Below are 24,907 nucleotides of genomic sequence, written 5' to 3'. Positions count from 1 at the left end.
CAGCCTCCTAATTTACAGCTTTAACCTTATTCATTAATTTAGGGATAACTTCGTAGATATCTCCCACTATTCCATAATGGGCAACATTGAATATACTTGCATTTTCATCTTTATCTATAGCTATTATTACATCAGAATTATTCATCCCTGCAACAAATTGAATAGCACCTGAAACTCCACAGGTTATAATAAGTTTTGGTTTTACTGTCCTTCCACTTAAACCTATCTGCCTTCTAGGGTCTACCCATCCTGCCTCTATTAGAGGACGAGTACCTGCTATCTGTGCCCCTAATGATTCTGCCAATTCCTGTATCATATTCATATCTTCTTCTTTTTTTATACCTCTGCCTGCAACTATGACTACATCTGCATCTTCTATACTCTGTTCCTGTTCTTTTTGTTTTACATCTAAGACCTTTATATTTGACTTTAAATCCTCTTTAGATATATTGCATAAAGTAATCTTTCCATTATAATCTTCCATCTTTTCTGGTGCTGAAAATATCTTATATCTTACGGTAGCAAATTGTGGTCTATTATTGGGAGTATATATATGTGCCATTATATTTCCACCAAATGCAGGTCTTATTTGATCTAAGTCAGTATTTTCTTGTACATCTAATATTGTACAATCTGCGGTAAGTCCCGTTCTAAATCTGGCTGCCGTTCTAGGTGCCAATGACCTACCTATGGTAGTGCCACCTACCAATACTATTGTAGGTTTTACATTATTAATAAATTCCTCAAAGACCTTAGTATATGGCTCTATTCTAAAGTTTTCTAATTCCTCATCTTCATATACAAATACTTCATCTACACCATAATACAATAGCTCTTCTGCCTTATCCCTTATATTATGACCCATAAAAATACAATAGACTGGTTGATTAATCTTTTTTGCCATTTCTTTAGCCTTACCTATAAGCTCAAAGGTCACTGGATGTATATCCCCTTCAACATGATCCACATACACAGCTATACCCTTCCATTTGCTTTTATCTATAGACTTCTTTTTGCCCTCAACAAATTCGAATACTCCAGCAGGTCCTTTCTTGATGCACATCTTACACATTTTACATGCTGCCGATATTTCAATCTCTCCATTATTATATTCTATTGCAGAAAAGGGACAGATCTTAATAAGTTCCTCTGGATTTTTAACCTTTTCTTGATGTACTATAATACTAGCCATAATTTTACCCCCTATTTATCTAGAAATTTGAATTCTACTAATTTTCCATATAGATTATCTGCTAATTTTTCAGCCGTTCCCTTCCATATCTCCTTATCCGTATTGGATTCTGGAGGAAATATTCTCTTCACCTGGGTAGGAGAACCATTTAGACCATATTTATTTTCGTCCTTATCTTCAAAATCCTCTAATGATAAAAATTTTACCTCTTTATCCTTTGTAGCAATCTTCTTCTTAAAAGATGGTAATCTAGGTTGGAATATATCCTTTTCTACCGTTATGAGACAAGGATATTGTATATCTACTATTTCAATAGTATTGGGCATATCCATCTCTACCACAATGGATTTTTCCTTTACCTCTATTATCTTTCTCGCATTTGCCACATGGGGAATACCTAAAAACTCTGCTATTTCAGGTCCTACTTGGGCAGTATCTCCATCAGTAGTCATTTTGCCACATATTACCAAGTCCATATTGCCAGTCTTTTTGATCCCCTGTGCAATAGTGTATGAAGTAGCTAAAACATCAGCCCCTGCAAATTTTCTATCGGTTAAAAGGGTTCCATTATCTGCCCCCATCATATATGCCTCTTTTATTACTTCAGCAGACTGTGGAGGACCCATAGTTATTACATTTACAGTTCCACCCTTTTCTTCTTTTATTTTTAATGCCGTCTCTATGGCATATAAATCATAGGGATTCATCTTAGAATCCACCCCATCTCTTTTTAACACTCCAGTCTTTTCATCCACTTCTACTTCCGAAGTACCTGGTACCTGTTTTATACAAACAAGAATATCCATATGCATTTCCTCCTCATACTTTTATATTTTTGAAAAGATTATCTTACAATTACCGATACACCATCGGGAATTACAACTATTTTACTGTCATCACCAACTATATCCTTTGCAATCTTTAATGCTTGGTTTATATCTTTTACACATTTCATATGCATATCTTCTATCATCTGAGGATCACACATATCTGTAACCATTATTACATTATGATGCTTCAATATTCTAGCAAGAATCTGAAACTCCCATTGGTCTGGTATGGTTTTATCTCTAGGTATCTTCAATACCTTTTCCAATACCTCATCAGGTCCTGACGCTTTAGCCAAATTCTCATAGAATGACTTGCCCCCGTGACCATCATTACATGCAGAAATCATAATAATTACTCCACCCTTTTTACATACTGCTTCTCCAGCAGTCATTCCCTTTACCGATTGATATACGTTTTGATCTAAAGGGTATCCTCCATTTCCAGTGATTACTATATCTGCCTCTACCTTTTTTACACTGGCAATATCCATCAGAAATTCACAACCTCTTTTATGGGCATCTTCCATATGTCCTGCAAAGGCATTTATAACCTTTTTGTCTTCATTAAGCACAACATTCAATATAAATGCTAAATTTGCCTTTGTAGCAGCATATTGCATATCCTTGTGTATAGGATTCTTTTCCAATATACCAGTTCGTGCATAGGGACTATCTATAAACTCAGAGCAATGATTAGCCAATACAGTTTCTGCACCTGCAACACCGGGTAAAATACTCTTTCTACCACCTGAAAATCCAGCAAAGAAATGGGGCTCTATAAACCCTTCTGCAATTACTAAATCTGACTCTTTAACCATCTTATTTACCCATAATTCTCCTCCAGAGGGTAAAGTCCCTATATTTATCAAACTCTCTTTATCTCTAGACCTATGCATATATATTTTTTCTCTATCTACTATCTGTTGACCAAATTTATCAATCAATTCTTCCCTAGTAGATTCCCTATGATATCCCGTAGCAATAAGAATTTTTATATCAATAGAAGGATTGCCTTTGCGTATTCTTTCCAACAATAAGGGCATTGTCAATCTACTGGGCACTGGTCTCGTATGATCGCTGGTTATTATTAGAATACTTTCTTTACCCTTTACTAAATCTTCTAGTTTTGAACTTGATATGGGATTATCTAACGCCCTGTTTATCAACTGTATTTCATTTAAATCAGTTCTATACTGGTTTACCTCAGACTCCAAAATCCCTGCAATATCTTTTTCAGATATCTGAACTTCTTTATACGTCTTATGATAAGGTATTTTTATACTTTTCATATTTGCCCTCCTAAAAGGTATTATGGTCATATCATAAACTTATAAAAATAAACTTCCTATATACACTAATGCGCCTAATACTAAAATATAACTTATACAAAACTTAATAGTACTATTAAAAATTTTCCCTTCAGCTCCTATCATTCCTGTAGCAGATGTAGCTACTGCAATACTCTGAGGCGATATCATCTTTCCAGCTGTAGCCCCTGAAGTATTGGCTCCTACTAACCAATATGGATTGGCCCCAATGGAATCAGCAACTTCTCTTTGAAGTGCACCAAATAATATATTTGATGAAGTATCACTACCTGTAACAAAGGTCCCCATTGCTCCTATAATAGGTGATATGAATGGAAAAAATTTGCCTGTTATGTTGACTAATACTATTGCTATAGAGGCTATCATACCACTATATCCCATGATTTTTGCCATGGCTACAATAGAAAGCACTGTCACTATAGACTTTTTAAGCTGCTTCACAGTATCTACAAAAACATGTAACATCTTGGCAATGCTTACTCTTTGAATCAATCCTCCAATAAAAGTAGCAAAAATAATCAGCATTCCAGGTGTAGATATCCACTTTATTGTGACAGCTTTAGCTCCTTCACCTCTATATATGGGTATAACACTTTTTATTTTTGAAAAAAACTCATATATGCCGGGAAATAGCGGACTGGTCAATATGATGAATAAAAATATCAACATATATGGCATCCAAGCTAATATACATTCTTTGGCTGAAATAGTATCATCGAGCTTTGAAGTCTTATCCTTGTGAAAAACCTTTGCCATAAATATAATGACAGTCATACTGCATAAACTTCCTAATAATGCAGGTAGTTCTGCACCTAAATACTTAGAAGCTACTAACTGAGGTATTGCAAATGACAGTCCAGCAGCAAGTGTGATTCCAAATACGCCTTTCAATCCCTTTATATTTCTTCTGGTCATTATTATCAATATAAAAGGAATTAATATAATAAATATAAATAGTTGCACTCCTACAGCATAACTCAACGGCAATACATCTAGATTTGACACCTTTGCTAAAGTGGTTACTGGTATACCTACAGCACCAAATGCAGTGGGTACTGTATTGGCGACCAAACAAATTATTGCAGCAAATACAGGGTCAAATCCCATAGAGGCTAATATACTAGCAGGTATTGCCACCGCTGTACCGTATCCTGCAACAGACTCAAGGAAACCTCCAAATCCCCATGCCAAAATAAGTACTTGTATCCTATCATCTGTAGTAACAGTAGATAACATCTTTCTTATTACATCCATACTCTTCGTCTCTACTGCTAAATTATAAGTAAATATAGCAGCTATAATTACTATCATTATAGGCCATAGCCCTACAACTATGCCTTCTATAGCTGCAGTAAGGGCAAATATCAGTGGCATATCCCATATAATAATAGCTAATAAAAAAGTCAATAATAATGCCAATGGACAACTTATGTATGCTGGCTTTTTCAATAATCCTAAAAAAAACATCAATAATACAATTGGCAAAATCCCAATTGCAAATAATAAATACGTATTCATATATACATCTCCCCCATTATTGGTATGACCACCTGTCCAATATTGTATTACATTTTTCAGAAAGTTTCAATAATTGTTTAAATGTTAACAATTCTTTAAAACCCCTACAAATAAGATAAGGAAGGGTTTAAACCCTTCCTTATCTTATTTGTTCAATTTTTCTCTGGCTAGAAGTCTAGATATTTTACTATCATTAATTAATTCATCCACATGTTTCACTCCTAGCTCCTTAAATACCTTCATTATATTTCCATTATCAAATGGGGTCATTATTAGAGAGTCTTCTCCAAACTCATTGACCATAGTTGTAGCCTTTTCTACATTGATATTGGTCTTAGGTCCTCCTACACATCCACCCTCACATCCCATGCCTTCAATAAAGTTAAAATCTATATTATCATTTTGAGATATATAGTCCAATATATTTTTACAATCCATTACACCGTCTACTCTTTTTGATTTAAATTTCACAAGCCTTCTGGGAGCAATTCTATTGACTACAGTTTTTACAGAAAAGCTTACTCCACCGGTTCTGGCATATACTCTACCTCCATAAGATGCTTGATCCTTTTCATCTGCTGGTATATTTTCAAAATCTATATCTAATGCATCAAATATCTCTTCTAGCTCTTTGAATGTCAATACAAAATCTATATCATCCTTAAACATATCATTTTTAGCCTCTCCTTTTTTGGCAATACAAGGTCCAATAAACACTACCTTGGCATCAGGATAAAATTCTTTTAGTATCCTACCAGAAGCCACCATTGGAGATACAGATGGAGACATATGCTCAAACAACTTTGGATAATGTTTTTCTGTAAGACTTATCCATACTGGACAACAGCAACTAGTCAAGAAAAAGTCATCTTTGTCTTTTACTAAATGATGAAATTCTAATGCCTCTTTTATAGTCAATATATCTGCAAATAATGCCACTTCTATCATATCCTCAAATCCCATCATTCTAAGGGCAGTCCTTATCTTTCCCATACTTACTTTATCCCCAAACTGCCCCACTATAGATGGTGCTACTGTTGCATATACCTTTGTATCTTTGTCCTTAAGGTAATTTACCATAGGTAAAAATTCTATCTTATCGGCTATGGCACCAAAGCTACATTGAGATACGCATCTCCCACAGTTTAGACATTTGTCATTTACTATAACTGGTCCCTTTCCCCTTCTATATATATGGGCATCATATTTACATATATCTTCACATTGCTCACTATTATCACAATATTCACAGGGTTCATCTAATTTGTTTACTATAGGTTCATTAACTCTAGACATCCCATTTATCATTTGTATTTCATCGGTAAATTCTTCATCTTCATTAGGATTTAATCCCATGGCAATCCTAATATGATTTTTTATAAAACTCATATCAGCATCTTCAAATCCATATTTATCTCTTATCTCATTGGCTAATTGATTCAAGTCTGTATTATCTTTTAAATTGCCGTCCCAATACCTTCTGACTAGCTCTCCAAATATCTTCATCCTTTTATCTTGGAAATTATAAAACTTATCAGCCAAAATACCACCTCTCTAATTTTATATTAAACCTATTACTAATTTACCCTATAAAGGTATAAATATAGCTCTTAGCTCTTAGTTCTTAGTTCTTGGTGGAAATGCTATGGATTTCTTTATTAAACTACTAACTCTCTTATCCCTTTCTGATTCTATAGATTTTTTAAATAGTCATTGACAAATATGAGATGCTCTCTCATTGCCGAAGCAGCTTTATCAGGATCCCGTTCAATCAACGCATCACATATCTTTCTATGTTGTTTTATTAATATATCCTTCTCCTCATTCTCCCTCAATATACTTTCCCTTGCATTCTTTATAAATGTCTCTATCAATGAAGATATGCCATTTAACAGATTTATAATCAAATAGTTTTTAGTGACACTGGCTATCTTATAATGTATCTCGGTATCATATTTGGCACTATATTTTTCATCATCAGATTCTATTAATTTATCCATGAGTTCTTCCAATTCTTGTATATCTTCATCATTTATTCTTCTAGCAGCTAAAGATGCTGCCTCAACCTCTATGGCAATTCTAAGCTCTAGTATATCTGATGGATTATCCTTATTAAGCATAAACATTACCGAAAGGGGCTGAAAAAAACCATTATCTAAACTTTCTTTTATAAAATTTCCCTCTCCCTGTCTACTTTCTATTAATCCTAACACTTCCAATGCCCTCAATGCTTCTCTAATAGAGGTTCTACTAACTTTAAGCCTCTCAGCCAATTCCCTTTCTGATGGCAGCTTGTCTCCACTTTTTAGGTCTCCATTTACAATCATCTGTTGTATTTGTTCTACAACATATTCATATATTTTTTTACTTTTTATAGGTTTAAACATGAAATTTTCTCCTTACACAAAATTTTCTTTATTGTATTATATAATTCTCCATTTTTTTACTATATCCTTCTTATTTTTCAATTACATCTACTAACAGTGCTCTGCCTCTATATAGCTTCATTTTTACCACAACATTATAATCTCCACTATTAAATATATCTTCAAACTCCCCATCTTCTGATATAAAGTATCTGTCTAATGCATACTCTATATGAACTTTATCATTTACACGTTTTTTATCATTTTTTATGTTTTTTAATTGATAATATGATACTAGTCTGCATTTCAAAAATAATTTATCTTTAGGTTTCTTTGTGGTTATATAATCCAGTACATGATAATCATTTTGTCCTTTTAATACTCCATATAACTGTCTATCTTCATATTCTTCTGGATTCTCTATTATCTCATCGGATAATTTGTCTATATCTACCTGTTCTATTTTATAATTTAAGTCCAGGTACTGTCCCCTAAATATATCTCTAGGGGTAAAATAATTGGCTTCAAGAAAGACTTCCTCACCATTGATCAGTGTTAAAATAGGTATTACGGTCATACCTAAAAGTATTAATATTGGTATCAGTGCCGCAAATATATATCTTTTTTTTCTATTATATTTCATCTCTTTCACCTATCCTTTTTCTTGCCCTTTCAAAATAATATCCAAAGCCTATTAATAAAATACCTCCTATAATAAAAAACAAAGATTTAGGCATGAAATCATAAGCTCTATCAAAATAATATCTAAATATAGTGATAAATATAAATATCAAGCTTATCAGACTTTCTTTCTTTGTAAGGAAAAACAAAAATAATATATATAATATAGCAAATAACAATGCTGGTATATTGCCTGTGTCTATATAAGAAAGTTCTTCCCATACATTTGGTATAGTCAATAATAGTCCTGAAAACCCAAATACAATATTTCCTTGAATCTTCAATACCTTATTATGGGTTTTAAAAGGAAAGATATACATAAATAGCCCTATACCTAAAAAGAGTATAATCACATAAGTAGCAGATATCCTCCATTCTATGACTAAATACAAGATATACAGCAATAATAATAGATTATTTGACAATGTTACTAAAGCTGAATTCAACAATTTATTATTATATATGTATAAAGATATTATTATTCCTAGTAAAACTATCACTGTCCAATCCATGGATAAATATGTATCCATTCCAGTAATTAAATACATTATTGATGTTCCAATAGAAAAAGTTAAAATATATTTATCCATGAGAAACATTCCCATGGGTAATATACCTATAGTCCATAATAAAAACGCCCTATCTACCTCTCCTCCATAGTTAAACATCTGTCCTACTAAAAATATTCCCGATCCAAATATGAGTACAGAAATATATATCAGTGCCCTACCTGTTTTAGGATATTGATCCTCACTTTTATATCCCCCAAAGAAAGTAAGCAAATATCCCAATAAAATAATGATAAACTTAAAAGGTTTAGATATTATCTCCCAATTACTAGCTATAAAGGTCAATACCCCCAATCCCACTAGTATTGCACCTATTAATGATATTATTTTAATAAAATTAGTCTCATCTGGCCTTTTATACAGTCCCAATATCTTATCTTTTTGTTCCCTATTTATTATATTTTTTTCTTCAATAAACTTTATTTCACTTGCTAAAAAATTGTATTCTTTTTTTGTCACCTGTCTTTTTTTATCCAATAGTCAACACATCCTTTTCATTTGCAATCCTATTCTAATCTATATTTTACCCTTACTTGATAATAAAAAACAAAATAAGGGAATAGTTAGTAGTTCGTAGCTACTAACTATTCCCTTAATATATTAAACTCTATTCTAATTATATATTATATAGTGCCTTCTATTGACTCTTTGGAATATTTTTTCTTTTTTTGTTTTTCTGACTTTTCTTCCTTCTCTACCTTCTCCATCGTTATGCCTGTAAATCCATATATAGTAGAGATTATTGGATTCAATAAATTCAAGAAGGCATAGGGTGCAAATGCAAAGGGATGTACTCCCAATGTCTTATACATGAATGCCCCACATGTATTCCATGGTACCAATGGTGATGTAAGGGTACCTGAATCCTCCAATACTCTAGAAAGATTTTTAGGATGAAGCCCTTTTTCATCATATACATCTTTGTACATTCTTCCTGTTATAACTATTGATAAATACTGGTCTCCTGCCACAAAGTTTGAAGCTATAGCAGTCAATATTGTAGATAACACTAATGAACCTGTACTATTGGCCAATGTCAATATCTTTCTGGCAATAGCCTCTAGCATACCTGTCTTTTCCATTATACCACCAAAGGACATAGCACAAAGTATCAATGACACTGTCCACATCATACCATCTAATCCTCCACCAGTAAGCAAGTCATCTACCGCAGGAATTCCCATTTCTGAAACATAGCCATAATGGGCCGCATCAATTATAGATCCTAAATTTTGACCTTGAAATACAACTGCAAATATTCCACCAACCAATACTCCACCAATTAGTCCTGGTATTGCAGGTATCTTAAATATAACCATTAATATTACCATCAGTGGTGGAATTAACAATATTGGACTTATAGTAAACTGTGAAGAAAGTCCATTTAATATAACCTCAATTCCCTCTGTATCTATACTACTTCCTGAATATTTCATTCCTATTATTCCATACAATACTAAAGATATTAGCAAACTTGGTACTGTTGTATAAAGCATATGTCTTATATGTTCAAACAATTCCGCTCCTGCCATTGCAGGTGCTAAGTTTGTTGAGTCTGAAAGAGGTGACAACTTATCACCAAAATAGGCCCCTGATATAATAGCTCCTGCTACTATAGGTAGAGGTATTCCCAATCCTTCTCCTATACCTATAAGGGCTATACCCACTGTTCCCGCCGTAGTCCATGAACTACCTGTAGCTATGGAAACGATTGCCGAAATAATAGTAGTAGCTATTAAAAATATCCCTGGTGATATTATCTGTAGTCCATAATAAATCATACTAGGTACTGTCCCTGACAATATCCATGTCCCAGTAAGTGCTCCTATTACCATTAAAATAAGAACTGCTTGCATGGCAACCTTTATTGTATCCATTATTGCCTCTTCCATATGTTGCCACGAATATCCTGACTTTAATCCTACTAACCCAGCAACTACAGCTGTAGCTAAAATAGGTATATGGGGATCTGATCCATAAATATTTAATCCCACAAATAGTGCTCCAATTAAAAATAATACTGGAATCATTGCTCTACCAAAAGTCATTTCACTGGGCTTCGTGCCACTTTCTGACATTATATCTCCTCCTCTTTTCTTTTCAACATTTATTATATTTCGACAAATTAGAAAAATACAAAAAAATACACAAACGCTCTAAAGCATTTGTGTAATATTTAGAATATTTCCATTTGAACGAATTGATTATTTTTTCACATATCTCCTATTTCTTGATATGCCATGATATTATCAATAAACTTCTTTACGTTTATCTTTCCACCAGTTTTCCTTTTACCCCTAATATAATCCATTTGAGCCTTTACATCTTGAAAGTTATATATAGAGTTTGAATACTTGGTAAATGTAGAATTCATGTAATCTTCCATACCTATATTGGCCAAATTTACTAACCCCTTATTTATTGCCCTTCTTATCCTTTGCTCCATGGCCTTCTGGTTATCTTCTGCCAAAAGATTACATAGATCTTTAATCTTATAATCAAATATGGATGTCTTTGTTTTCAGTAGATATTGACATATCCTAATTATGTCTTCTCCTCCCTTTTCTCCTAGTATGCCTAATTTATTTAATATCTTCTTTATATTTGTGATTACGTCAAGTACTGGATTTTTAGAAATCTTTTCAATAGATTTCTGATCATCTTTTTTGACTACACTTTCAATTTGAGTCAATATCTTTTCCATTTTTATCTTTTCAGACAATTTTTCCATAATATTTTTAACTTCAATAATATTAATAGGCTTGTTTATAAAAAATTCTATCCCCGATTCATAGGCATTACCTATCATCTCTTTAGTATTCACTTGAGATATCATTATAAATTTTATGTTATTATCTTCTTCCCTTATGTCTTTGACTATTTCAATGCCATCTTTGTCAGGCATCAATAAATCTATCAAGACTATATCTGGATCTGATAATAATATGTCGTTTACTGTATCTTCTCCTCCAAGGGAATATCCCACAACATCTCCTAAATCACAATCCTCAATAATATTTTCCAGTATCTTTACAACAGAAATGTCATCATCTACTATATAGACTTTTAACAATACTTTAACCCCCTAACCTTTTCTTTGGAATTATAATCTTAAAAGTAGTCCCCTGATTATATTGGGACTCTACTTCCAGTTCACCTCCAAATTTATTTTCTATTACAGCCTTTACAAGAGTTAGCCCTATACCCCTACTTATATTTCCAGTGCTTTTATCAAATTTAGTAGAAAATCTAGCCTGGAAAATATATTCAAGATTTTTTTCCTTTATTCCTATACCATTATCTGAAATGGTAAAAATATGCATATCCCCATCAGTTCTATGTTTAACTATAATTTCTCCCTTTTCTCCCTTTTCATTTATAGCTTCTATTGCATTATTTATTAAATTTCTAAATACCGACATAAACGAATAATGTTCTTTTATGTAAAAATTCTCTTTTATATCAAATGTTATATCTATTTCTTCATTAGAAAAGGTTAGAAACCTATCTGTATTCTGCTTTAATATCTCAAAAATGTCCTTAATTTCCATATTTGAATATTTTATTTTATTATTCATTATCTCTTCTATTCCTCTAATAACCCTCAAATAATCTTTTTTTATCTCATGGACATCTTTAGCTATATTTAATGACAGTTTTTTTAGATCATCCATTTCTTTCATCTTTGACATCTTGCCATACAATACATATGCATTATTCATAACCTTTTCTAAATAATCTACATTCATATTCATAAAATAAGTTTCTGCTTTTAGATCTGTTGCTAGAGACACTAACTTCTTATATCTCTCTTCATGTTCTTCTTTCACAATCAATAGTTCAAAATACTTCATAAATGTTATAGTCAATAGCGCTATGGCTGCTCTAATCAATGCAGCATAAATTATAAATTTAAGGGTCTTTAAAGTCACTGTTTCTGGCAATGTAAATATCCTCATTATAAATTCGCCAAAATTGCCAGCAAAATCACATAGGAAAAATATAATAAAATTGCCTACTATACTTTTATGTCCATTATGTTTTGAATAAAGATAATAAAAAATCAATCCATATATCAAATAAAACAATATCTCCTGATAACTGCTAAAAAAGGCATAGATAAAATCTCCTGTTTGAAAAAATATACCTACACTTCTAAAGAAAATCTCAACTACTGCTGCAAATCCCAATGCTAAAACAGGATTTAGGTCATCATACATGTCCAATAGCCATGGAAAAAATACTACGGAAAATGTTATCCTAAATCCTTCAATGGGAAAATTAAGATAAAAAAGAGATGAAATAGAGTCTATAACAGCTATTATCATTAATTGCTTTATATGGTGTTTTTTAATTATCTCCATAACAAACATCCTCTATATATTATTCCCTATCTATTTATTTCATTATACCTTCTAAGGAAAGTACTTGCAATGTTATTCTCAATCATTCAATTACTATAGTTCCCATAGTGTTTTCTAGGCATTACTTCTTTTTTCTCTCGTTTCTAATAAAAAACCTGAAAGTATAGTCACTATAGGTGCAATATAACAAAATATAGCATATGGTGCATATTTAAATGTAGCTATTCCTGTAAGTGATGCTATCACTATAGAGTTTACATTCCACGGTGCCAGTGGAGCAACTATACTACCAGTATCTGATATGGTCCTTGCCAATATACCTGTACTTAAATCCATATTCTTAAACTTTTCTTTCAACATTTTCCCAGGGATTATTATACCTATAGTTTGATCACATGTCATGGTAGTCAACAATGCACTTAATATTCCAGTTCTGGCAATAAGGGCTCCCTTATTCCTAATATTTTGTGTAACCTTGATGATTATAGGGCTTACTATATTTGCCCCATCTAATAAACTACTTAAAATCACTACTCCTAACACCGTAATAAGCACTTCTGCCATAGATATAATCCCGCCCCCTTTTAATATACTAGATAATTCTCCACTGCTATCCATTGAAAATCCCCACAATATATGATTAATAATCTGATTTAAAGTAAATCCTTGATAAAGTATAGCGATACCTGCACCTGCTACAGTTCCCAATATCATATTATTAACTACTTTAATGCCCAATATTGCAAGAAAAACTACCAATGTGGGAAATAATAGTAGTATAGGATTTATTTCAAAATATCCTTCCATAAATTCTTTTATCATATTAACTCTATCTATATCTATAGTATTACCATACTCCCTTCCTAAAAAATAATACAAAAGAGAAGTAACTATCAATGTAGGTATGGTGGTTTTTAACATCTGTATTATTCCATATTTATATGTAATTTCTGTAGTCTTTAAGTTCAAATTCACCAATGCAGACATGGGGGATATCTTGTCTGCTATAAATGCCCCAGAGACTATGGCACCTAATAATATATAATTAGGTATAGTAAGTCCCATACCTATACCCATTAATGCTATTCCTATGGTACTTACAGTGCCCAATGCAGTCCCCATAAAAATAGATGTCATACTAGTTATCAAAAAAGCCATTAACAAAAAATTAAATCTGGATATGTATTCAAGACCATAATAGATCATCGTGGGAACTACTCCCGATGCAATCCACATAGATATCATTGCACCCATAAGCACTATTATTGCAAATACACTCCAGCAAGAAATTACTCCTTCTTTTATCATTTTTACTAACTCTCCATTGGAATATCCTTCCTTTAAAAAGGTAATATAAGTTACAATAATACTTACATAAAAACCATAAAACAGAGAAAGTTTGAAGTAGATACATATAGTTATAGCTACTATACATACAATTAAAATAAAATACTTTATAGACCTTTTTATCTTATGTTCCATTTTTATCCCCCTTATATAATGAAATTTGTATTCCAACTCTCATTATAACATCAAAAATCTTAATCAAAAATATAAACATCTCCCTCTATCCTTATAGATAAAGGGAGACTATATATTAAAATAGTGGGGGGCTAATTAAGTTTTTCTTTTAATTCTACCGAAAACTCCTTTTTCTCCTTACCATTTCTTACAACTTTTATTTCTATCTTCTCTCCTACTTCGTGATTCCTTATTATATTACTTAATTGTTCCATAGATGTTATACTCTGTCCATCTGCCGATATTATTACATCACCTTTTTTAATTCCTGATAGGTCTGCTGCACCATTTTTCATAACATCTACTACTATTACCCCTATGGGTATCTCAAAAAGCTGTGATGATTTAGCATCTATGTTTTGACCTATTATTCCCAGATATGGCCTAGATACATATCCTTTTTCCACTAACTCTTTGATTACAGGTTTTGCATAGTTTATAGGGATTGCAAATCCTATACCTTCTACCTCTGTATCAGCTATCTTTACAGTATTTATACCTATAACCTCTCCATCTATATTTACTAAGGCTCCTCCACTATTACCAGGATTTATAGCTGCATCAGTCTGTATTAATGTCAAATTCTTATCTGGCAATTTTACCTTTCTATTTAATGCACTTATCACTCCCACAGTTACTGTGTTATTGTATCCCAGTGGATTTCCTATAGCTATAGCTGTCTCTCCTGCCTTCAACTCATCTGAATCTCCAAAGGAAACAGATCTTATTTTTCTATATGCCTCATCAGGTATATCAGCTCTATCCACTTTTATAATACCTAAATCTGTCTCACTATCTGTACCAATAACATTTGCTGGGACCTTTTCATTGTCATTTAACGTTACTACCAGTTCTTGGGCATTGTCTATTACATGGTTATTGGTCAATATCAATATCCTATCTTTATCTATATCAAATATTACTCCCGAGCCCCTTCCTTCTTCTGTATATTTATTGTTAAACCAATCACTTACTGTCACCTTACTAGTTATTGCCACTACAGAAGGGCCCACTTCCTCTGCTATATTGACTATGGCAGATTCCCTTTTAGGAGTATATATATCATTTAAATTGGTATACATATCTTTATTGTTAAATCCATCTAAACTTTTAGCCTCTGCTTCAGTTTTTTCATCTATTAGAAAATACTTAGTTACTCCATATCCTGCTCCTAATGCTCCACCACCTACTATAGAAACTATAAGTACTAATATAACTATTTGTCTAAAGGTAAATCTCTTTTTTTCCTTTACCTCTTCTTCTTTTTCCACTTTCTGTTGTGGCTTTTCGTGTTCATAAGAGTAATAACTAGAAAAATGGCTTCCTTTGTTATCAAATTTATCCATTATGTACACCTCCTGTTTTCCCCTCATCAACTTTACATCTATTATATTAATGCATATATTTATATAAATTATGAACTATTTGTTAACATTTGAAAAACATATAAAGACTTAAGGACAACCCTTAAGTCTTTATATGATAATATTATTCAATTTCAATTTTTCTCTTGTTATTGCCCTTATCTATTTTATTTAACTGTATTTTTAATACACCATCTTTGAATTTAGCATTTATATTTTCTTCATCCACATTATCGATGAAGAAACTCCTTCTGACTTCTCCTCTATGTCTCTCTTGCCTTATGAAATTTTGCCGTTCTTCTTTTAATTCATCTTCTCTTTTAGCAGAAATAGTCAAATAATTGTTTTCATATTCTATTGCAACATTTTCTTTTTCAACCCCTGGCAAGTCTGCTTCTATCATATACGCTTCATCGGTTTCCTTAACATCTACTTTAAACATTCTACTATCTTCTGCCAAAGATTCTAACGGTTTGAAGAAACTATTGTCAAACATTTCTTCAAAAAAGTCACCTATATCTGACCTCCTAGATAATCTGTCTCTACCCCTTCTATATGGTGTCAATCCAAACATAAAACCACCTCCAAATTATATTTAATATTTGAATTACCCTATAGATAAGGTTAGTTCATAACACTTCCTAATTTATTATATACCCAAATTGTCTATTATATAACATAATTTATATCATTTTTTATCTATTGTAGATAGTGTAAAAATAAATTCAATATATTCTCCTTCATGGGTTAAAACTTCTATATCCTCGTCATGGGCTTTTAATATTTCCCTTACAATTGACAGCCCTAAACCAAAACCTGTCACATCTTTTCCCCTAGATACATCTAATTTATTAAATCTATCCCATATATGCTTCAATTCCTCTCTAGATATGGGATCGGTACTATTGGTAATAGAGACAGCTATCTTATTTTTTTTCTTTTCCATCTTAATCCCTATTAAACCATTGGGCTTCACAAATTTTACTGCATTATCAAGGAGATTATATACTACCCTATTTATTTCATTTTGATCTGCAAACACCATATAGTTATCCTCTAATAATCTTATGTCCACATCTATGCCTTTACTGTCAATCCTATCTTCAAATTTATCTAATTCGTTTATTATCAAACTATTTATATTAAATTTTTCTTTATTTAATTTTATTTGTCCCCCTTGCATTTTGGATATCTCCAATATATCATTAGTTAATTTAGTCAATCTTTCAGTCTCGTTTAAAGTTATTTCTAGATACTTCTTACCCTTTTCTCCTTCTATAGTTCCATCAAGCATAGCCTGTATAAATCCCTTTATGCTTGTCAATGGAGACCTTAAATCATGGGATATATTGGAAATGATATTCTGCCTTAACTCTTCGACCTTTCCCAATTCGGAGGCCATCTCATTAAAGCTAGTGGCCAGTTCCCCCAATTCATCCTGTTCATCTATCTCTATAGTACTCTCAAAGTCACCCTTTGCTATTCTTTTGGCCCCTCTATTTATAAGGCTAATCTTATTTGTAATATTTTTCGACATTAAAAACACCATAATTATCGCTATGCCAGTAGAAAAAATCAACGCTAAAAGGGCTATTTTATATATGCCTGACACTGTCTTATTTATTTCTGGTATAGACTTATGCATAAATAATGCAAGAACAACTTCTCCATTTATCTTTATCGGATATCCAACAGTCAATACCGGTTCATTATAAAAACTTTTAAAATATCCCCTTCGTTTTACAGTATCTCCCTTAAACACTCTAGCTATTTCATTAAATTTTAACTCTTTTTGTATTTTTGAAACGTCTTCAACCATTGAGTTTACATATATTTGACCATTTCTATTTATTAACCATATATCGGCATTCATATATTTGTTTAATATCTCCATTTCCATTCCCAATTTATCTAAATCTACAATCCCTCTATCAAAAACTGATTGATATTGGTTTTCTATCCTCTTGGCTTGCTTTATAAGTTCATCTTCTCTCTCTTTCATCATATAATCTTCAATACCATTGGACATAAACATAGTCAATAATATAAATCCTAAAATCAATACGCCAATCTGTATAGTTACAAGTTTTCCAAATAATGTTTTCAAAATAAATTCACCTCATTGACTTTTACAAAACAAATTTATATCCTACGCCCCATACAGTTTTTATCTCCCAATTATTATCTTTATTTAGTTTTTCCCTTATTCTCTTTATATGAACATCTACTGTTCTACTTTCACCTATATAATCATATCCCCATATCTTGTCTAACAATTGTTCTCTAGTAAATACTCTATTGGGTTTAGAAGCCAATGTGTATAATAGTTCCAATTCCTTTGGTGGCAATTCCATCTTTTTCCCATGGTAAATTATAGAATAATCTGCCATATCTATAGTAAGGTTTGGTATTACCAATTGCTTTTTGGACGTATTATTTGTACTATATCTCCTGAGAACAGCTTTAACCCTAGCTATCATTTCCTTTCCATCAAAGGGCTTCACTATATAGTCATCGGCCCCAAGTTCTAATCCCAATACCTTATCAAAGGTTTCTCCCTTTGCTGTTATCATTATTATGGGGATATTACTCATCTTTCTTATTTCAGTACACATTTCATACCCATCCATTTCTGGAAGCATAATATCCAATATAACCAACTCAGGTGTATCCTTAGAATAATTTTCAAGGGCTTCCACAGCACTATGGTATTTTACTACACTATAACCTTCTTTTTCCAAATACAATGATATAAGTTCCACTATATTTTTATCATCATCTATAACCATAATCTTCTTTTTTCTATCCATTTTCTCATCTCCCTTATCACCTACTTAATATATTAACATGTCCAATAAATATCTTGACAATAAAATAAAAATACAATAATATTTTATTCGGACTAATACAAAGAAAGGAAGTGTACTATGTTCTCATATATTCCCACAGGTGTATGTTCTAGGAAAATCACATTCGAGGTTGAAAATGATATATTAACAGATGTCAAATTTGATGGAGGGTGTCCAGGGAACCTTTTAGGCATAACAAGTCTAGTCAAAAACATGCCTATAAAAGATGTTATAAAAAAACTAAAAGGTATTAGATGTGGATTTAAAAATACATCTTGTCCCGACCAACTATGTCACGCATTAGAAGAGTATATAAAATCAAATGAATCAAAATAGATACAGAGGGTAAAAATGTGATTATAAATCTTTTACCACATTTTTTACCCATTTTTTAGATATAACTCTAGGTATCCCTATCAACGCCTTTACAATCTCCTCTGATGATACCATTAACACTACCCAATGAATAGGTAATTTTAATAAGTGAGCACCAATAAAAGCCATTGGCACTCCCACTATCCATACACTTCCCGCCTCAAGAAACAATGAAAATTTTGTATCTCCTCCACTTCTCAATATGCCCACTATAAGGATCAAATTAAACATCTTAGCTCCCATAATCAAGGCCATAATCCATAATATCTTTTGAGCATTTATATATACTTGTTGAGATATATTAAACAGTCCCAATATCATATGAGATGACAAAAATAATAAACATCCTAAAATTATACCTAATACAGTAGATATTATTGCAAATCTTTTAGAATAATTCACAGCCTCAGGCTCTTCATTTGCACCTATTTTATTTCCTATCATTACTGCACATGCACTCGCAAGACCCCTACCAATTACCATAAATACATTTTGAACAGTAGTAGCTATCTGAACCGACGCAATGGCATCTGTACTTATTCTAGCATAAGCTATAGAATACATCGTAACCCCTAAAGACCAGAATCCTTCATTTAATATAACAGGCAATGTAGTGTTGAAAAATTTTCTAATAAAATCATAGGAAAAATCAAAAAGTTCCTTCACTTTAGCAGCCAACACATTACCACTTCTATATATAATAAATAGAAGCAATGTAAGTTCTACTGCCCTAGCTGTTAAAGTGGCTATTGCCGCTCCTATAATTTTAAGCTCAGGAAATCCTAGATTACCAAAAATCAATACATAATTAAACAATGTATTGATTCCCAGTGATATGGCACTTACCATCATGGGTAATTTTGCATGTCCTATACTCCTAGATGCAAATGAATAAGAAAAGCTTATTGCTGTTAAAAAATAACTTATAGATACTATCTTTATATATCTACTTCCTAAATCTATCACTACAGAATCAGTAGAAAAAATTCTAAGTATCTGTTCTGGTAGAAAAAAAGCAGCTCCTCCAAACCCTATACTCAATATCAATCCAGATAACATTGCTATTCCTTGGACCTTCCTTATATTTACTATATCCCTCTTTCCCCAAAATTGAGATATAAATATGGCAGCACCACTATTGATACCAAAAAGTAATAATACAAATAAGAAAAAAAACTGATTAGCCAACCCTACTGCTGCAATATTAGATTTTCCCAAACTACCAATCATAACTGTGTCTACCATATTAAGAGAAGATGTTATAAGGTTTTGAATTACTATAGGCACAGCTATCGATGCCATATTTTTATAAAAATCTTTATTCCTTAGTTTCATATAATTCACCTATTTTTCAATATATTTTTTATTCCATAAATAGCTAAAATATATCCATAGACACCCATGCCACTAATTTGAGCTTCACAAGCCTTGGCAGTAACTGATACCTGTCTGAAATCTTCCCTTGCATATATATTGGAGATATGCACCTCTATCGAAGGTATATTTATACCCTTTAACGCATCATGTATAGCTATACTATAGTGGGAATATCCCCCAGGATTTATTATTATTCCATCATAAATATTTCTTGCATCCTGGATTTTATCAATCAAATCTCCTTCACTATTACTTTGAAATACATCCACATCAATGCCCATGGACCTAGATTCTCTGTATATTAATTCCAATATACCCTCATATGTCATACTGCCATATATATCTTTCTCTCTTATGCCCAATAAATTTATATTGGGTCCATTAATTACTATAATCTTCATAATCAGCACCTCTATGATTTAATTTTATTCTACATTTTACAAATATTATATCAGATTTTCAAGCCTATTTTATAAAAAGATTCTAATATTATAATATTTCAGACTTTGCATATTTATACTTTAGTCCCATATATGTTATACATAAATTTGTCTGTTTTTAACACTGAATTTGATCGTATTTCTGTCCATAGCCTTTACCAATTATGTATTTTTATATTTTTTTATGATTATTTTTGCAAATAGTATTGCAATTTTATTCTTTTTTCTGTATAATATTTAAAAATCAATAGGGAGGTTATATTATGAAAAAATGTAAATTCATCCTTGTTATACTGTCATTAATATTAATTTTATCAACGGGCTGCTCAAACTCCAATGGTAACGCCAAAGAATCATCAGCAGAAGAATTAAATGCTGTAGAAAAAATTAAGGCATCTGGAAAGATCGTTTTAGGTACCAGTGCAGATTTCCCTCCAAATGAATTTCACAAAAACATAAATGGAGTGGACACCATAGTAGGTTATGACATAGAAATAGCTAAAGAGATCGCAAAAGATTTAGGAGTTGAATTGGAAATTAAAGATATGAGATTTGATGGTCTATTGGCTGCATTAAATACCAATAAGGTGGATTTCGTATTGGCTGGAATGACTCCAACAGAAGAACGAAAACAAAGTGTGGATTTCTCTAAGGTATATAATTATGGAGAACAATGTATAGTGATAAAAGCAGAGAATAAAGAAAAATATACATCTAATGAAGATCTAGCAGGAAAGATAATAGGGGTACAAAAAGGGGCTATACAGGAAAAAATAGCTAAAAACCAGCTTCCCGATAGTACGCCAAAGGGGTTAGGAAAGGTAACAGATTTAGTCTTATTAATAAACAATGATAAAGCAGATGCCATTATTATTCCAAAGGATGTAGCTATATCCTATGTAAAAGAAAATCCTCAATTAGCTATATCTAGTATAAAAGTTGAGAATACATATGAAGGCTCTGCTGTTGCAATCAAAAAAGGAAATACTCAACTGGTCAATGAGATAAATAAAACTATAGATAGATTGGTAGAAAAAGATATGATTAAAAAATTTATTGCAGATGCCAAGGCTTTAGCAAAGGAAAATTAAAGGAGGAATTTTTATGAAAGACATCAAGACTATTATTGATTCTTTAGAATCAGAATTAATTAAACTAAATGAATTTATTTTTAATAATCCCGAATTGGGAAATATGGAATATAAATCAGCTGCTGCCCATATGGATTTATTACAAGAATATGGATTCCATATAGAAAAAAATTATATGGATATACCTACTGCATTCAAAGCTACCTATACAAGCAAAAAGTCTGGTCCTACCATTGGATATCTGGCAGAATATGATGCACTTCCAGGTATAGGTCATGGCTGCGGACACAATATATTAGGGGTTACAAGTTCGGGGGCTGCTATCACATTGAGTAAAGTTATAGATGATTTAGGAGGCACTGTAATATTATTTGGTACTCCTGCCGAAGAAACCAACGGAGCTAAGGTAATATTAGCAGAAAAGGGTGCTTTTAATGATGTAGATATTGCAATGATATCACACCCCAGTGATAAATTTATGGAAAGCGGTAAAACATTGGCTATGGAGGCTATACAATTTACTTTCAAGGGAAAATCCGCCCATGCATCATCTAACCCTGATAAAGGAATCAACGCATTGGATGCTGCAATATTGACATTTAACAATATAAATGCCCTAAGGGAGCATATAAAATCAGATACTCGAATCCATGGCATCATAAAAGAGGGAGGCAAAGCTGCCAATATTGTACCTGCATTGGCTATAGCTCAATTCTATATACGCTCTGCCACTAAAGATTACATGATAGAGACCAGTAATAAAGTCAAAAATTGTGCAAATGCCGCTGCATTGGCTACTGGTTCCACTGTGAAAATAGAAAATTACGAATATTCTAATGACAATCTCATTACTAACAGTACATTATCTAATCTGTATTTAGATAAATTAAAAGACTTGGGAATAGAAAAAATATATCCCGCAGGTCCTCCTAAGGGTTCATCTGACGTAGGAAATGTAAGTCATGTATGTCCTACTATACATCCCTATTTCTCCATAAGTGAAAATGAATTGGTAGGACACACTAAAGAATTTGCCAATGCCACTTGTACTCCCTACGCCTATGAAAGTATGAAAAAAACCATAGCTGCATTGGTACTTACAGCTATGGATATAATCGAATACCCTGATATACTAAAAAAAATAAAAGATGAATATCTATCAGTTATGAATTAGTAATCCTTTGCGAATGACCCTTTATACAAATGGGCAATATCCCCACTAAAAGCCCTATATATATGGAATTCAACTTATCATATCCCAAGGCAATCCATAGTATACTGGCTACAGGCCCTCCTATTATACTGTATATACCTGCCTTGGGATTTATTCTCTCTTTAAAGAGTATAGCCCCCATAACAGGAATAAATATTGGTAATGCCCTAAACACCATAGATAAAAATCCCCATTCCAAAATCAAGGATCCCTTATTATTTATCACTACTATAAAAGTAAATATCCCTATCAATACAATCACTAATCTCAATATCAATAATTGCCTCTTATCATTGGCATCCTTATCTATAATCTTTTTGTACACATCCCTTACAAACATGGTAGCTATACCCAATGTAAGTCCTGCTCCAGTTGCTGTGGAGGATATCAATACTGTAGCCATAGATATGCCCCCTATTGCAGGAGACAGATATTCCATCAAAAATAAAGGAAATGCCTCTCTTGGAGGTATATAAGGATGATGTATTCTCATATACATCCCTATAAGGGTACATACAATCCCTACTGGCAGTACTAAAAATGCCGTTAAGAAACCGCTATTTCTCGATATCTTTTTATTTCTTCCTGCCATTACAGCTTGAAAATATGTCTGTGTAGACAATATCCCTGTAATAGTACTAACTCCTAAAGCTAAATCCTGTCCGACCCCATCACTAAAGAGATTAAACCATGGTTCCTTTGGAAAAAAAGAATTTATTTCTAATAATGCATTTAAATTATGTATAAGAATATATCCACTTATCAAACTAGTTCCATAGAGAAGTATAGTCTTTATTCCTCCTACAATTGCACTACTCCACATACCTCCAAATACTACATATACAATTAATAATACAATGACAATTCCTGCAGCCTTTTCAAAGCTCATTCCCAAAACTGCAGTAAAAATAGCTATAACTGCTATCACTTGACCATTTATATGTATAAACATACCTATGGACAATAATATACTTGATGCTGTTCTTGCAGAATTACCATAGCTATACCCTATAATTTGGGGTATAGTCTCTACCTCTTTATTTTCTATATATTTTCCATATATGAGTCCCAATATAATACTGGCAATACAAACCCCCATAATAAACCATATGGCACTTATGCCCTGTGTAAATGCCATTTGAGCCGTACCAACAGTAGATGCTCCACCAATAATTGACCCCATTAGCATACTGGTAACTCCTGCTACTCCCAGCTTATTTCCACCAAATATAAAGTCTTTAGAATTCTGTATTTTTAACTTCCCTAGATATCCTGCTATCCCTGTAAACAATAATGTTATAGCAGTCGATGCTATAAACAAATTGATGCCCCCTTTATTTACTATTCGTATTTGTATACAAGTATTATTTCTTTCTACATTATAACATATATGTATTTTCAAAGAGGGAATAGATTAATATCCACCATTTCATATTCCTTGGTATGGGGCTTTGTGATTTATACTAAAAATATCATATCTATATTGTTAGTGAACTTACCACCGAGACAAGCAACGGTGGCTTCTTTGTAAGAAGTTTGGTATTTAACTTTCGACCTTAGCAGGCAACCCTTATTCTTAACGGGCGAGAACACTTGCCCTTATCCCTCATAGTCTCAACTAACTTGGGAATACATTTTTCTTCTTTTCTTAATATGTTTAGACTACCATTCACGTCCGAATTTACCAATCCAAAACTTGACTTAAATAGTCCTCTTACTACTCTACGAGATTTATCATATGTCTTTTTAGTTATCGGCTCTAAGTCAAAGGCACTGCAACCACTTGTATAGCTTTCTTCCTTGAATTTAATCTCAATGCCTTGTAGTTT

21 protein-coding genes and 2 pseudogenes are annotated in these 24,907 nt (G+C 32.3%); 3 read left to right on the top strand and 20 right to left on the bottom strand.

The window, feature by feature from the left end:
• Positions 1 to 7: 7 nt before the first annotated feature.
• The 16 genes from Q326_RS0105025 to Q326_RS0104950 all read right to left on the bottom strand — a co-directional run bounded on the left by Q326_RS0105025 (position 8) and on the right by Q326_RS0104950 (position 18,543).
• Complete coding sequence (locus Q326_RS0105025; protein WP_026894371.1) at positions 8 to 1,192, bottom strand: electron transfer flavoprotein subunit alpha/FixB family protein; 1,185 nt, start codon at positions 1,190 to 1,192, stop codon at positions 8 to 10.
• Between the two features lie 11 nt (positions 1,193 to 1,203).
• The gene (locus Q326_RS0105020; protein WP_026894370.1) at positions 1,204 to 1,998 is read right to left on the bottom strand and encodes an electron transfer flavoprotein subunit beta/FixA family protein; all 795 of its coding nucleotides are present in this window, start codon (positions 1,996 to 1,998) and stop codon (positions 1,204 to 1,206) included.
• A 38-nt stretch (positions 1,999 to 2,036) separates the two neighbouring features.
• On the bottom strand, positions 2,037 to 3,311 hold the full coding sequence (gene larA / locus Q326_RS0105015; protein WP_026894369.1) for a nickel-dependent lactate racemase: 1,275 nt from the start codon (positions 3,309 to 3,311) through the stop codon (positions 2,037 to 2,039).
• A gap of 39 nt (positions 3,312 to 3,350) precedes the next feature.
• A complete protein-coding gene (locus tag Q326_RS0105010) occupies positions 3,351 to 4,868 on the bottom strand; it encodes an L-lactate permease (protein WP_026894368.1) in 1,518 nt (505 codons plus the stop codon).
• Between the two features lie 144 nt (positions 4,869 to 5,012).
• The gene (locus Q326_RS0105005) at positions 5,013 to 6,410 is read right to left on the bottom strand and encodes a [Fe-Fe] hydrogenase large subunit C-terminal domain-containing protein (RefSeq protein WP_026894367.1); all 1,398 of its coding nucleotides are present in this window, start codon (positions 6,408 to 6,410) and stop codon (positions 5,013 to 5,015) included.
• A 149-nt stretch (positions 6,411 to 6,559) separates the two neighbouring features.
• Entirely contained in the window at positions 6,560 to 7,255 is a 696-nt protein-coding gene (locus Q326_RS0105000; RefSeq protein ID WP_026894366.1) for a FadR/GntR family transcriptional regulator, read from the bottom strand.
• A 70-nt stretch (positions 7,256 to 7,325) separates the two neighbouring features.
• Positions 7,326 to 7,877 carry a GDYXXLXY domain-containing protein gene (locus Q326_RS0104995; RefSeq protein WP_026894365.1) on the bottom strand — a complete coding sequence of 184 codons (552 nt, stop codon included), beginning with the start codon at positions 7,875 to 7,877 and terminating at the stop codon, positions 7,326 to 7,328.
• Positions 7,867 to 8,961 (bottom strand): DUF2157 domain-containing protein, encoded by a 1,095-nt coding sequence (locus tag Q326_RS0104990; protein ID WP_026894364.1) that lies wholly within the window; start codon positions 8,959 to 8,961, stop codon positions 7,867 to 7,869. Before Q326_RS0104990 ends, Q326_RS0104995 begins: the two co-directional genes overlap by 11 nt.
• A gap of 146 nt (positions 8,962 to 9,107) precedes the next feature.
• The gene (gene nhaC / locus Q326_RS16750; RefSeq protein ID WP_051531167.1) at positions 9,108 to 10,562 is read right to left on the bottom strand and encodes a Na+/H+ antiporter NhaC; all 1,455 of its coding nucleotides are present in this window, start codon (positions 10,560 to 10,562) and stop codon (positions 9,108 to 9,110) included.
• A gap of 134 nt (positions 10,563 to 10,696) precedes the next feature.
• Positions 10,697 to 11,557 carry a DNA-binding domain-containing protein gene (locus Q326_RS0104980; protein WP_026894363.1) on the bottom strand — a complete coding sequence of 287 codons (861 nt, stop codon included), beginning with the start codon at positions 11,555 to 11,557 and terminating at the stop codon, positions 10,697 to 10,699.
• Between the two features lie 4 nt (positions 11,558 to 11,561).
• The gene (locus tag Q326_RS0104975; protein ID WP_051531164.1) at positions 11,562 to 12,848 is read right to left on the bottom strand and encodes an ATP-binding protein; all 1,287 of its coding nucleotides are present in this window, start codon (positions 12,846 to 12,848) and stop codon (positions 11,562 to 11,564) included.
• Positions 12,849 to 12,962: 114 nt separating this feature from the next.
• Positions 12,963 to 14,330: a Na+/H+ antiporter NhaC family protein gene (locus Q326_RS0104970; RefSeq protein ID WP_034601191.1), complete on the bottom strand. Its 1,368-nt coding sequence runs from the start codon at positions 14,328 to 14,330 to the stop codon at positions 12,963 to 12,965.
• Positions 14,331 to 14,461: 131 nt separating this feature from the next.
• A complete protein-coding gene (locus Q326_RS16745) occupies positions 14,462 to 15,715 on the bottom strand; it encodes a S1C family serine protease (RefSeq protein ID WP_051531162.1) in 1,254 nt (417 codons plus the stop codon).
• Positions 15,716 to 15,857: 142 nt separating this feature from the next.
• Positions 15,858 to 16,307, bottom strand: coding sequence for an Hsp20/alpha crystallin family protein (locus Q326_RS0104960; RefSeq protein WP_026894360.1), 450 nt, complete (start codon positions 16,305 to 16,307; stop codon positions 15,858 to 15,860).
• Positions 16,308 to 16,421: 114 nt separating this feature from the next.
• Positions 16,422 to 17,840 (bottom strand): sensor histidine kinase, encoded by a 1,419-nt coding sequence (locus tag Q326_RS0104955; protein ID WP_026894359.1) that lies wholly within the window; start codon positions 17,838 to 17,840, stop codon positions 16,422 to 16,424.
• 22 nt (positions 17,841 to 17,862) lie between these two features.
• On the bottom strand, positions 17,863 to 18,543 hold the full coding sequence (locus Q326_RS0104950) for a response regulator transcription factor (RefSeq protein WP_026894358.1): 681 nt from the start codon (positions 18,541 to 18,543) through the stop codon (positions 17,863 to 17,865).
• 111 nt (positions 18,544 to 18,654) lie between these two features.
• On the opposite strand from Q326_RS0104950, the pseudogene Q326_RS0104945 reads away from it, so the two are divergent.
• Positions 18,655 to 18,918: pseudogene (locus Q326_RS0104945) on the top strand (TIGR03905 family TSCPD domain-containing protein); the annotation flags it as partial.
• A 21-nt stretch (positions 18,919 to 18,939) separates the two neighbouring features.
• Here the strand turns inward: Q326_RS0104945 and Q326_RS0104940 are convergent.
• Together Q326_RS0104940 and aroQ are read right to left on the bottom strand one after the other, a co-directional pair.
• The gene (locus Q326_RS0104940; protein ID WP_026894356.1) at positions 18,940 to 20,292 is read right to left on the bottom strand and encodes an MATE family efflux transporter; all 1,353 of its coding nucleotides are present in this window, start codon (positions 20,290 to 20,292) and stop codon (positions 18,940 to 18,942) included.
• A 5-nt stretch (positions 20,293 to 20,297) separates the two neighbouring features.
• Positions 20,298 to 20,735 (bottom strand): type II 3-dehydroquinate dehydratase, encoded by a 438-nt coding sequence (gene aroQ, locus Q326_RS0104935; RefSeq protein WP_026894355.1) that lies wholly within the window; start codon positions 20,733 to 20,735, stop codon positions 20,298 to 20,300.
• Between the two features lie 302 nt (positions 20,736 to 21,037).
• Here aroQ and Q326_RS0104930 point away from each other — a divergent pair, with 302 nt between their 5' ends.
• Positions 21,038 to 21,865, top strand: a complete 828-nt coding sequence (locus tag Q326_RS0104930) for a transporter substrate-binding domain-containing protein (protein ID WP_026894354.1) — start codon at positions 21,038 to 21,040, stop codon at positions 21,863 to 21,865.
• A gap of 13 nt (positions 21,866 to 21,878) precedes the next feature.
• Positions 21,879 to 23,039: a M20 family metallopeptidase gene (locus Q326_RS0104925; protein WP_026894353.1), complete on the top strand. Its 1,161-nt coding sequence runs from the start codon at positions 21,879 to 21,881 to the stop codon at positions 23,037 to 23,039.
• Here Q326_RS0104925 and Q326_RS16740 read toward each other — a convergent pair.
• Both Q326_RS16740 and Q326_RS18660 read right to left on the bottom strand, forming a co-directional pair.
• Positions 23,029 to 24,399, bottom strand: coding sequence for a sodium:solute symporter family protein (locus tag Q326_RS16740; RefSeq protein ID WP_051531160.1), 1,371 nt, complete (start codon positions 24,397 to 24,399; stop codon positions 23,029 to 23,031). The two genes, Q326_RS0104925 and Q326_RS16740, sit on opposite strands and share 11 nt — an antisense overlap.
• 235 nt (positions 24,400 to 24,634) lie before the next feature.
• Positions 24,635 to 24,907, bottom strand: a pseudogene (locus Q326_RS18660) (RNA-guided endonuclease TnpB family protein); the annotation flags it as partial.

The sequence above is a fragment of the Clostridiisalibacter paucivorans DSM 22131 genome (assembly GCF_000620125.1).
Taxonomy (GTDB): domain Bacteria; phylum Bacillota; class Clostridia; order Tissierellales; family Clostridiisalibacteraceae; genus Clostridiisalibacter; species Clostridiisalibacter paucivorans.
The sequence above is the reverse complement of the archived record's forward strand: the minus strand, read 5'-3'. Positions and strand labels throughout refer to the sequence as shown.

Coding starts and splice junctions, on each gene's coding strand:
- Q326_RS0105010 (WP_026894368.1), bottom strand. CDS start 4,868: ATGAATACGTATTTATTATTTGCAATTGGGATTTTGCCAATTGTATTA.
- aroQ (WP_026894355.1), bottom strand. CDS start 20,735: ATGAAGATTATAGTAATTAATGGACCCAATATAAATTTATTGGGCATA.
- Q326_RS0104975 (WP_051531164.1), bottom strand. CDS start 12,848: ATGGAGATAATTAAAAAACACCATATAAAGCAATTAATGATAATAGCT.
- Q326_RS0104925 (WP_026894353.1), top strand. CDS start 21,879: ATGAAAGACATCAAGACTATTATTGATTCTTTAGAATCAGAATTAATT.
- Q326_RS0104940 (WP_026894356.1), bottom strand. CDS start 20,292: ATGAAACTAAGGAATAAAGATTTTTATAAAAATATGGCATCGATAGCT.
- Q326_RS0104950 (WP_026894358.1), bottom strand. CDS start 18,543: ATGGATAGAAAAAAGAAGATTATGGTTATAGATGATGATAAAAATATA.
- Q326_RS0105000 (WP_026894366.1), bottom strand. CDS start 7,255: ATGTTTAAACCTATAAAAAGTAAAAAAATATATGAATATGTTGTAGAA.
- Q326_RS0104995 (WP_026894365.1), bottom strand. CDS start 7,877: ATGAAATATAATAGAAAAAAAAGATATATATTTGCGGCACTGATACCA.
- Q326_RS0104970 (WP_034601191.1), bottom strand. CDS start 14,330: ATGGAACATAAGATAAAAAGGTCTATAAAGTATTTTATTTTAATTGTA.
- Q326_RS0105025 (WP_026894371.1), bottom strand. CDS start 1,192: ATGGCTAGTATTATAGTACATCAAGAAAAGGTTAAAAATCCAGAGGAA.
- larA (WP_026894369.1), bottom strand. CDS start 3,311: ATGAAAAGTATAAAAATACCTTATCATAAGACGTATAAAGAAGTTCAG.
- nhaC (WP_051531167.1), bottom strand. CDS start 10,562: ATGTCAGAAAGTGGCACGAAGCCCAGTGAAATGACTTTTGGTAGAGCA.
- Q326_RS0104960 (WP_026894360.1), bottom strand. CDS start 16,307: ATGTTTGGATTGACACCATATAGAAGGGGTAGAGACAGATTATCTAGG.
- Q326_RS0105020 (WP_026894370.1), bottom strand. CDS start 1,998: ATGGATATTCTTGTTTGTATAAAACAGGTACCAGGTACTTCGGAAGTA.
- Q326_RS0104930 (WP_026894354.1), top strand. CDS start 21,038: ATGAAAAAATGTAAATTCATCCTTGTTATACTGTCATTAATATTAATT.
- Q326_RS16745 (WP_051531162.1), bottom strand. CDS start 15,715: ATGGATAAATTTGATAACAAAGGAAGCCATTTTTCTAGTTATTACTCT.